This window comes from Kineosporia sp. A_224 (assembly GCF_002198655.1).
In the GTDB taxonomy this organism is placed as follows: domain Bacteria; phylum Actinomycetota; class Actinomycetes; order Actinomycetales; family Kineosporiaceae; genus R-H-3.
In genome coordinates this window covers 17,864-27,085 of sequence record NZ_MWLN01000042.1, presented here as the reverse complement: position 1 = coordinate 27,085, position 9,222 = coordinate 17,864, and the positions used below count along the sequence as shown (strand labels likewise).

Here is a 9,222-nt window from a genome sequence, read left to right as displayed (position 1 = left end):
CCCTCAACCACCTACTCTTGACCGCCCAAGACCAACCCGTTGCACCCACCGCCTGAATCCGCCGCGATTGAGGCGTGCTTCCCACACCAGAGGACGAGGTTGAGTGCGAGAGGCACCAGAGGACGACCGGGGAAGGGTGCGCCGTCCGCCAGAGGACGACGGTATGCACGATGTGTTGCACGCTCTTGTGCAGGGAGTGGCGCAGGTCAGGTGCGTCGGCCGCCAGAGGACGGCCCCTGTCGACCCCAGCGCGGCAGGTTCGGCAGCCGCACCTCGGGCACGAGCACCCGGAGCCTCCTCTGCCGGCCGGCGCTCGCGAGCACCCCGCTGCCGTAGGCCGCGTCCTCGACGAGCCGCAGCGCGGCGTACCGGGCCGGGTCGACGTCCGGCCGGGTGCGGACCCACTCGAGCGCGACCGGTACGAGCATCGCGGCGGCCGCCGTCCGCGCCGTCCGACGCCCGACCCGACCAGCCCCCCGGCCGCCGGCCGGGTCTCCGGCGCCGCCCCCGAGCCCGTCGCCCCCCGACCGCGCGGACGCCGCCAGCACGACGAGCCCGACGGGCCACCACTCCCGCCGCAGCGCGTGCCCGAGCGCCGCACCGTCGGCGAGCAGGCCCTTGCCGACGACGTAGCCGGCGAGCACCGGGTCGACGTCCGCCGACCTGAGCCGTTGCGCGAGCGCGGCGGTCGCCGCGAGGGCGACGGCGGCGCCGGTCCGGGGTCGGCCCGCGAGCATGCAGGCCACCGCGGCGAGGTTCCAGGCCGACACCCGGGCAGGGGCGAGCCGGCCGGGGTGCCGGTCGTCGAGCGCGGCGGCCGACGTCCCGTACTCGAAGCGGCGGCGGGCCCACTGCCCGGGGACGACCCGCATCTCGTGGTGCACCTCGACGGCCGGCTCGTACCGCACGTGCCAGCCCGCGCCCAGGAGCCGCCAGACGAGGTCGACGTCCTCCCCGACCCGCATCTCCTCGTCGAACCCGGCCCCGCCCCGACCGCGGCCGGCGTCCGCGAGCGCCGAGCGCCGCACGAGCAGCGTCGCCGACGGCAGGAACCCCAGGGGTGACCCGTGCCGGACGAGCTCGCGCCGCGCGCCCATGTCGAGCGCCGAGCGGGCCAGCTCGTGCCGGGCGAGCAGGGTGCGGCTGCGCGAACGCGGCAGCACCCGGGGCGCGACGGCGCCGACCCGGGGGTCGTCGAAGAGCGGGACGAGCCCGTCGAGCCAGCCCCGGGGGACGGCGACGTCCGCGTCGACGAACGCGACGACGTCCCCGGTCGTCGCTGCGAGGCCCGTGTTGCGGGCCGCAGCCGGGCCCCGGTTCTCGGGGTGCCGCAGCAGCCGGGCGCCGTGCGCGCGGGCGACCGCGGCGACCTCGTCGGTCGGGGACGCGTCGTCGACGACGAGAACGTCACCGCCCGGTGCGGAGCGGGTCAGCGAGGCGAGGCACGCGTCGAGCAGGTCGGGCCGGCCGTACGCGGGGACGACGATCTCGACCCGGGACGAGCGGGGTGTCACGACCGGGTGCAGCACCCCGCGTTCGACGAGCAGGTCGGCGGCGGACCGCTCGGCCAGGGTCTGCGGAAGGGTGCCGTGCGGGCCGTCGACCCGCGCCCGGGCGACGAGCGCGAGTGCGGCCGGGGCGAGCCGGGCGACCCCCCACGGCGAGCCGCCGAGCACGACCGACCCGTGCACCCGGACCCGCGGGTCGAGCATCACGCGGGTCCCCTCGGGCAGCCCGCCGGGGCGGCGCGGCGGCACGCGCGTCGACGTGTCGGTCATGCGCCGGCCTCCTGCGCTCGCTCGTCCGCCTGCCGCGTCAGCCTGCCATCCGCCGGACTGCCGGGCACCTGCCCGGTCGGACGGCGCGCACCGAGCCGCCCGGCCCAACTCTGTGCAGCCGTGGGTGCATCGCTGCGAGTGCTCCCACACCCCCGTCCATGCACCCATCGCTGCACGCCCGGCCGCGGCGTCGGTGCAGTCGTCGGTGCAGCCGTCGGCGCGTCAGGTCGCGCCACAGGTTCGTCGTTGGTCTGCGACACCCTGGCGCCGTACCGGCGTGTCCCGGAGGAACGCCGAAGCTGTGGCGCGCCAGCCCTTGGCTCGCTCGCGATGGCAGAGCAAGCGACGCCGTGGCTCGCTCCTGATGGCAGAGCAAGCGACGCCGTGGCTCGCTCCTGATGGCAGCGCAAACCCTCACCCCGTGAGCACGTCCTCGAGCACGTGCGGCGTCGCGAGGATGTGCTCGACCGTTCCGACCTTGGCGCCGACCCGGGCCGCGAACGCGCGCGCCTCCTCGTCGTCCTCGGCCGGCGCGAGGATGACGAGCTCGGGGATCGCGCGGGCGGCGGGCAGCGGGTCCTCGTCGTCCGTCGGGCGGCAGTCGGAGAGCAGGACGACGACCCGCCGGTGCGCACGCGAGCCCTCGAGCTCGCGGGCGGCGGCCCGCAGCGCCGTGCCGAGACCGGTCACCCCGTGCCCCTGCAGCCGCAGCACCTGGTCTACCGTGCGGGCCGCGGGCTGCGCCGAGGCCAGCGGCTTGAGGACGACCGGGTCCCGGGCGAAGGCGAGGACGGCGTGCTCCGCCGGCGCCCGCAGCGCGCACGCGGCGGCGGTCACCGCGGCGGCCGCGAGCCGGGGACCGTTCATCGAGCCGGAGCGGTCGACGAGCAGGCAGAGCGCGAGGTCCGAGCGGGCCCAGTCCCGGGCGGTCAGCTCGTCGAGCCCGGGCGGGCGGCCCTCGGCGCGGGCCGCGACGACCGCGTCGAGCGAGGCGTCGACGTCCAGGTCGCCGCCGAGCGAGGCCCGGGCCGGCTGCGGGCGGCCCACCCCGCGCCGGCGCGGGCGGCCGGTGCGGGTGCGGTCGAGCACGAGCTTCGGCGCGAGCCGGTGGACGGCGGCCCGCAGGCCCTCGTCGGTCGCGGTCATCATCGCGGCGAGCAGGGCGAGGACGTCGTCCGGGTCGGCGGCGAGCGCGTCGCGCAGGGCGTCCTCGTCGAGCACGCCGACCTCGGGCGAGAGCTCGGCGAAGTGCGGGTTGCGGGCGAGCTCGGAGCGGCTGCGGGTGCTGGCCCGCGGCTGGGCGCGGCGGTTCGCGCCGGAGTTGGGGTCCTGCTGCGGGCGGCCCGCCCCGGGCGGCGGGCTCAGCGTTTTCCCGGGTCCCCGCCTCCCGACGGGTCGTCGTCCGGGCCGGTGGGGCGCGGACCGAACGCCGCGACGTACAGCTCGGTGACGACGTCCTCGACCGCGCGGTTGCAGCCCTCGTCGAGCCGCACCCGCCCCGAGAGCGCGACGAGCGCGGCGTCCAGCCCGGACTGCCAGTCGTCGTCCGGCACCCCGCGCAACGCCGCGAGCTCGCGGGTCAGCCCGACGAAGTCGAGCGCGCCGCGCACCGACGACCCCATCCGCAGGTCGCGGTGCTCCCGGGTCGCCCGGACCATCCCGACGGCGGCCCGCCGCCACGCGTCGGGTGTGCCCGGGCGCTGCTGCGCGACGATCTCGCACTCGGACGCGAGGTCCTGGTAGCCCATGGTGATCCGGCACGTCCGGTCGTAGAGCGCACCGGAGATCCGCGCCGTCCCGACCGCGTCGTACGGGTTCATCGCCGCGACGAGCCGGAACCCGTCCGACGCCTTGACGTGCCCGAGCCGCGGGACGGCGATCTCGCCCTCGCTCATGACCGTGAGCAGGACGTTGAGCGTCTCCTCCGGCACCCGGTTGAGCTCCTCGACGTAGAGCAGCCCGCCGGCCCGCAGCGCCTCGAGCAGCGGCCCGTCGACGAAGACGTCCGGGGTGTACCCGCGGGCGAGCACGAGCGCGGGGTCGAAGTGCCCGACGAGCCGCGCCGGGGTCAGCTCGGCGTTGCCCTCGACGAGGACGAACGGGCTGGCCCGCCGGGCGGCGACGTCGCGCAGCAGCGTCGACTTGCCGGTGCCGGGCGGTCCCTCGAGGACGACGTGGGCCCCGCTGCGCAGCGCGGCCTCGAGGATCTGCCCCTCCCGGTCGCGGCCGACGACGGGACGTGCCACCGCGGGCCCGGAGGATCGAACCTCCGGGCCCGCGGTAGATCCTGGTCCTGTCACGCGTGCTCGTGGACGACGATGCCGCGGACGTTCTTGCCCTCGAGCAGGTCGTCGTAGCCCTCGTTGACCTGGTCGATCGTGTAGGTGCGGGTGATGATCTCGTCGAGCTTGAGGTCGCCGGACTGGTAGAGCCCGAGGATCTTCGGGATGTCCGTCGTCGGGTTGCAGTCGCCGAAGAGGCTGCCGCGCAGCTGCTTGCGGAACAGCGTCATGAGCGTGCCCGGCAGCTGGATCGTCGGCTCCATGATCTTGTTGAGCCCGGTGAGGACGACCTTGCCGCCCTTGCCGACGATGTGGAAGCCCTGCGAGACGATCTCGTCGGTCATGAGGCCCGGGGTGAGGATCGCGGCGTCCGCCATCTGGCCGCGGGTGAGGTCGGTGACCGCGGTCATCGCCTCCTCGGCCGTCGCGAACGCGTGCGTCGCGCCGAGCTCCATCGCCTTCTCGCGCTTGTTCTCCAGCGGGTCGATGGCGATGACGTACTTGGCACCGGCGTAGCGCGCACCCTGGACGGCGTTGATGCCGATGCCTCCGACGCCGATGACGACAGCGGTCTGGCCGGCGCGCACCTCGGCGGTGTTCACGGCCGCGCCCCAGCCGGTCGGGACGCCGCAGCCGACGAGCACGGCCTTGTCGAGCGGCAGGTCGTCGTCCACCTTGACGGCCGAGTTCTGGTGGATGACGCCGTACTGGCTGAACGTGCCGAGCATGCACATGCCGCCGTAGTCGCCGCGCGGACCGGTCGCCGGGTAGCCGCCGCCGGGGAGGATCCCGTCGAGGATCGTCGCGCCCATGTCGCAGATCGACTGCTGGCCGCTCGCGCAGTACCGGCAGGTGCCGCAGTTGGGGATGAACGAGCAGACGACGTGGTCGCCGACCTTGACGCGCGTGACGCCCGGCCCGACCTCCTCGATGATCCCGGCGCCCTCGTGGCCGAGGATCATCGGCATCCGGGCCTCGAGGTCGCCGTGCGCGACGTGGATGTCCGAGTGGCACAGCCCCGCGTACGTGTAGCGGATGAGCACCTCGCCCTCGGCGGGCTTGCGGAGCTCGAGCTCCTCGACCTCGATGCGCTTGCCGGGCTCGTAGACGACTGCGGCCTTGGTCTTCATGTGCGCTCCTGGGAGGTGTCACGGCACTGGGACGCAGATCACACTCGCAGGACCGCCCGCGCCACGGGTGTGCAGTTCCTGAACACTCGCCAAGAGTCGAACGTCCCGCGAGGCGACTGTCGAACGTTGATCCTCTTGACGGACCCGCCGTGCTGTGACCCAATGCACTGGGCGGCGCCGCGTCGCAGGTCAGGCGTGCCCGTCGCGGGGGTCGACGGCGAGGAGGCCGACGGGCGGTGACGATCACCTGGAGCCAGGACACGGGGCCGGCGACCGGACGCCGTCCGGAGATCGAGCTCTCGTGGCACCGCTGCCGGCTGGCCGGCGTCGACCCGGCGACGGCGCCGCAGCGCCTCACCGCCCAGGAGGTGGACGACGGCAGCGCGTTCCTCGCGGCCGCCGCGCCCGTCCTCGACCGGCTCCACGAGGACCTCACCGACACCGGCCACGTCGTCATGCTCACCGACCGCAGGTGCGCGATCGTCCACCGCTGGACGGACAGCCGCGGCGCGGAGAGCGCCCTCGACCTGCTCGGCGCCGTCCCCGGGGCGGTCCTCGCCGAGGACGTCCTCGGCACGAACGCGCCGGGCACCGCGACCGAGACCGGCCGCGCGATCGTCGTCCACGGCAGCGAGCACTTCGCCGAGGACCTCAAGCGGTTCAGCTGCTACGGGCTGCCCGTCAGGCACCCGCTGACCCGGCGGATCGAGGGCGTGCTCGACGTGACGAGCGTCGCCGAGCGTGCCGACCCGCTCCTCGCGCCGCTGCTCCGGCGGGCCGTGAGCGACATCGAGGAACGCCTGCTCGACGCCGGCCGGGCCTCCGAACGCCACCTGCTGCACGCCTACCAGGCCGCCGCGGCGCGCCGTGGCGCGGCGGTCGTCGCCCTCGACGACGAGGTCGTCGTCGCGAGCCGGGCGGCGCTCGACCTGCTCTCCCCGGAGGACTACGCGGCGCTGCGGGTCGTCGTCCGCGACCTCGTCTCGGGGCTCGGCGGCCGGGACGCCGTCGCGCACCTGCCGCTGACGTCCGGCCGGGAGGTCTCCGTGCACGCGCAGCGGGTCGCCGGCACCGACCACGGTGCGGTGGTCCTGCTCCGGCCGTCCGTGGACCGGGTGGGCAGCGGCCCTCTCGGCGCCGCCGCGGCAGCCGACCTGCACGCCGCGGACGCCGGCACCGCACCCGTCCTGGTCGCCGGCCCGACCGGCAGCGGCCGGACGACGACCGCGCGCGCCGCCGCCGGGCCCGCGGCACCGACCCTGGACGCCGTCCGCGCCCTCGTCCTCGGCCCCGTCCGGCGCGCGCAGGCCCTGCGCGACCTGCTCGCGACGACCGAGCCCGTCGTCGTCGTGGAGAACGTCGACGTCCTGCCCGCGGACCTCCTGCGGCTGCTCGTCGAGCACGCGAGCTCGGGCGCCCGGCCGCGGCTCGTCCTCACGAGCGGACCGCTCGACGCGCTGCCCGCCGCCGCCCGGCCGCTCGCCGCGCTCTGCCTGGACCGCCACGAGCTGCGCCCGCTCGCCGACCGCGGCACCGAGATGGCGGAGATCGCCGCCCGGGCGCTGCAGGACGTCGCCCCCGGGTCGACCGCCCGGCTCACGCCGTCCGTCATCGAGGCCCTCGCGGGGCAGCCGTGGCCCGGCGGCCTCCACGAGCTCCAGGCCGTCATGCGGCACGTCGGCCGGCACCGCACCGTCGGGGACGTCGTCGTCGCCGACCTGCCGTCGTCCCACCGCAGCGCGACGAGCGGGCGCAGCCTGTCGGCCCTCGAGCGCGCCGAGCGGGACGCGATCGTCCGCACGCTGCAGGCGCACGGCGGCAACAAGGTCCGTGCGGCGGCCGAGCTCGGGGTCAGCCGGACGACGCTCTACGCGCGCATGCGGTCGCTGCGGATCAGTGAGGTCTGAGTCGCTAGGGTCTGCTCGTGAGGTCGAGGCGGTGATCGTGCGTCGCGGCGACGCGGACGACGCCGTCGCGCTGGGCCGGCTGCGGCTGCGGGCGGTTCAGCACGGCAGCACCGAGGTGACGCCGGACGGCGAGACGTTCGTCGCGTGGTTCGCGGACTGGTTCCGGACTCGTCTCGGCACGCACGTGCCGTTCGTCGCCGAGGAGGACGGCACACTCGTGGCGGTGGCCTGGCTCGCCCTCGCCGAACGGGTCCCGGGGCAGACCGGCCGGCCGCGGCTCTTCGGCGACGTCCAGGCGGTCTACGTCGTCCCCGAGGCCCGCGGCCGGGGCATGGCTTCGGCCGTGGTGCGGGCGCTGCTCGCCGACGCGGCGGCGACCGGGCTCGAGCACGTGACGGTCCACGCGAACGAGGCCGCGGCCGGGGTCTACCGGCGGGCCGGGTTCGAGGGCGACGCGATGTGGCTGCGGTGGGCGCCGGCCCCGTGACCGGCGCCCGGCTCAGCGGTGGGCGAACTCGGTGATGAGCTCGGCGAGACGCTCCGGGCGGTCCCAGCAGACGAGGGTCCTGGAGCCCTCGACCATGACGAGCTCGGCTGTCGGCACCTCGGCGCAGAAGCGTTGCGCCAGAGCGGGCACGAACGCCCTGTCGTCGGCGCCCCACGCGACGAGGAACGGCAGGGACGTCGTCCGCAGCGCGGCCGCCGCCTCGTTGGTGACCCTCGGCCCGAAGCCCTTGATGACCTTCGCGGCGTCCCGGCGGACGGCCCGGTCCGCGAGCAGCGCGTCCGCCCAGCGGTGGATCTTCACGCCGTCCACCTCGTTGGTCAGCAGGCCGAAGACGAACGGCAGCCGCCAGAACGCCCGGACCTTGAGCATCCGGGCCGTCAGCGCCATCCCGCCGGGGATGTACGGCAACGCGTTGAAGTAGCTGAACATCCGGGGCGGGAAGGCGTCGTACATGTCGCAGTTCGTGAGCACCACCCGCCCAAGACGCTCCGGGTGGTTCACGGCGACCACCTGACTGATCGCCCCGCCGCTGTCGTTGCCGACCAGGGTCACGTCGCGCAGGTCGAGGTCGTCGAGCAGGTCGGCGACCGCCCGGGCCAGACCCGCGGCGGACAGGTCGGCGTCGCGGTCCGCGGGCAGCCGGTGCGCCCCCATCGGCAGCGTGGGCAGGATGCAGCGGAACCCCGGGAGCAGCGGCGGCATCCGGTCCCAGTGCGACGCCTCGGCGAGCACGAGGTGCAGGAAGACGAGGACCGGGCCCTCGCCGATGTCGCGGTACTCGACCGGGCCGAGGTGCGTGCGTGCCACCTTCGGCGCGGGCCATGCATGGGCGGAGCGGTCGGTCTCGGTCATGGCTGCCTCCCGATTGGTGTAGTCCGTACTACATCACATTCTTGTAGTCGGCACTACACCAGTCGGACGCCGCCCGCGCGAGACCGGCCCGCTACACCACGCGGTGCGGACCGGGCACCGAGTCGCGGGTGCGGCGGATCAGGTCGTAGCCGCAGATGTCGCAGCGGACCACGCCGTCGGCGAGGCCGGCGCTGCACTCCGGGCAGCACGTCACCGCCTGCTCGGTCCGGAACAGTCGCTTCAAGAAGGTGCCCATCGTCCCCATGCCTCCGGGTCCGCAGCGCCCGCGCCCTCGTGGTCGGGACGGGACGGGTCGCCGCTCTACCTCCAGCAGACACCCTGGACGGCGCTGCGGACAGGTGCGTTGGTCCGTGACCTGGCCCGATGCTCAGCGGGCGAGGTACTCCAGCGCCTTGTCCCGGCCCGGGAACGCCAGCGCACCCAGGCCACCTGCCATGAGCTGCAGGCCGCGCACCACGGAACGGCCGATGCCGCTGACGCCGACGAACGCCACCTTCGCGCCGGCGGGGTCCATACGTTCGCGGTACGCGTGCTTCACGGCGTCGAGGAAGTCCGGGTGCGGGCGGTCGTTCGGGTCGACGAGGATGAGCACACGCGCACCCCGACCGGCCGCCTCGACCTCGGTCACCTGCTCCTCGAGCAGGGCCAGCATCTCGTCCTTGGACAGGTTGCCGCGGTAGTCCACGGACAGGAACCGCAGGCCGTTCTCCTCGAGCCACTCGCAACGCATTCCGACCTCCTGGA

9 protein-coding genes are annotated in these 9,222 nt (G+C 75.0%); 2 read left to right on the top strand and 7 right to left on the bottom strand.

Going from position 1 to position 9,222, the window contains the following annotated elements:
• Positions 1-206: 206 nt before the first annotated feature.
• The 4 genes from mftF to EDJALFJO_RS03255 all read right to left on the bottom strand — a co-directional run bounded on the left by mftF (position 207) and on the right by EDJALFJO_RS03255 (position 5,190).
• Positions 207-1,778, bottom strand: coding sequence for a mycofactocin biosynthesis glycosyltransferase MftF (gene mftF, locus EDJALFJO_RS03270; RefSeq protein WP_158220267.1), 1,572 nt, complete (start codon positions 1,776-1,778; stop codon positions 207-209).
• A gap of 414 nt (positions 1,779-2,192) precedes the next feature.
• On the bottom strand, positions 2,193-2,999 hold the full coding sequence (locus EDJALFJO_RS03265) for a vWA domain-containing protein (RefSeq protein WP_198949960.1): 807 nt from the start codon (positions 2,997-2,999) through the stop codon (positions 2,193-2,195).
• A 140-nt stretch (positions 3,000-3,139) separates the two neighbouring features.
• Positions 3,140-4,024, bottom strand: a complete 885-nt coding sequence (locus EDJALFJO_RS03260; protein ID WP_233149657.1) for a MoxR family ATPase — start codon at positions 4,022-4,024, stop codon at positions 3,140-3,142.
• Between the two features lie 50 nt (positions 4,025-4,074).
• Entirely contained in the window at positions 4,075-5,190 is a 1,116-nt protein-coding gene (locus EDJALFJO_RS03255) for an NDMA-dependent alcohol dehydrogenase (RefSeq protein WP_088282178.1), read from the bottom strand.
• A 236-nt stretch (positions 5,191-5,426) separates the two neighbouring features.
• Here EDJALFJO_RS03255 and EDJALFJO_RS03250 point away from each other — a divergent pair, with 236 nt between their 5' ends.
• Both EDJALFJO_RS03250 and EDJALFJO_RS03245 read left to right on the top strand, forming a co-directional pair.
• A complete protein-coding gene (locus EDJALFJO_RS03250; RefSeq protein ID WP_088282176.1) occupies positions 5,427-7,097 on the top strand; it encodes a sigma-54-dependent Fis family transcriptional regulator in 1,671 nt (556 codons plus the stop codon).
• Positions 7,098-7,128: 31 nt separating this feature from the next.
• Entirely contained in the window at positions 7,129-7,584 is a 456-nt protein-coding gene (locus EDJALFJO_RS03245; protein ID WP_233149656.1) for a GNAT family N-acetyltransferase, read from the top strand.
• A gap of 12 nt (positions 7,585-7,596) precedes the next feature.
• On the opposite strand, the gene EDJALFJO_RS03240 is transcribed toward EDJALFJO_RS03245, so the two are convergent.
• The 3 genes from EDJALFJO_RS03240 to EDJALFJO_RS03235 all read right to left on the bottom strand — a co-directional run bounded on the left by EDJALFJO_RS03240 (position 7,597) and on the right by EDJALFJO_RS03235 (position 9,208).
• A complete protein-coding gene (locus tag EDJALFJO_RS03240) occupies positions 7,597-8,457 on the bottom strand; it encodes an alpha/beta fold hydrolase (protein WP_088282172.1) in 861 nt (286 codons plus the stop codon).
• A 91-nt stretch (positions 8,458-8,548) separates the two neighbouring features.
• A complete protein-coding gene (locus tag EDJALFJO_RS33970; RefSeq protein ID WP_158220265.1) occupies positions 8,549-8,713 on the bottom strand; it encodes a hypothetical protein in 165 nt (54 codons plus the stop codon).
• A gap of 132 nt (positions 8,714-8,845) precedes the next feature.
• Entirely contained in the window at positions 8,846-9,208 is a 363-nt protein-coding gene (locus tag EDJALFJO_RS03235; protein ID WP_088282170.1) for a hypothetical protein, read from the bottom strand.
• Positions 9,209-9,222 lie beyond the last annotated feature (14 nt).

Coding starts and splice junctions, on each gene's coding strand:
- EDJALFJO_RS33970 (WP_158220265.1), bottom strand. CDS start 8,713: ATGGGCACCTTCTTGAAGCGACTGTTCCGGACCGAGCAGGCGGTGACG.
- EDJALFJO_RS03235 (WP_088282170.1), bottom strand. CDS start 9,208: ATGCGTTGCGAGTGGCTCGAGGAGAACGGCCTGCGGTTCCTGTCCGTG.
- EDJALFJO_RS03255 (WP_088282178.1), bottom strand. CDS start 5,190: ATGAAGACCAAGGCCGCAGTCGTCTACGAGCCCGGCAAGCGCATCGAG.
- EDJALFJO_RS03240 (WP_088282172.1), bottom strand. CDS start 8,457: ATGACCGAGACCGACCGCTCCGCCCATGCATGGCCCGCGCCGAAGGTG.
- mftF (WP_158220267.1), bottom strand. CDS start 1,778: ATGACCGACACGTCGACGCGCGTGCCGCCGCGCCGCCCCGGCGGGCTG.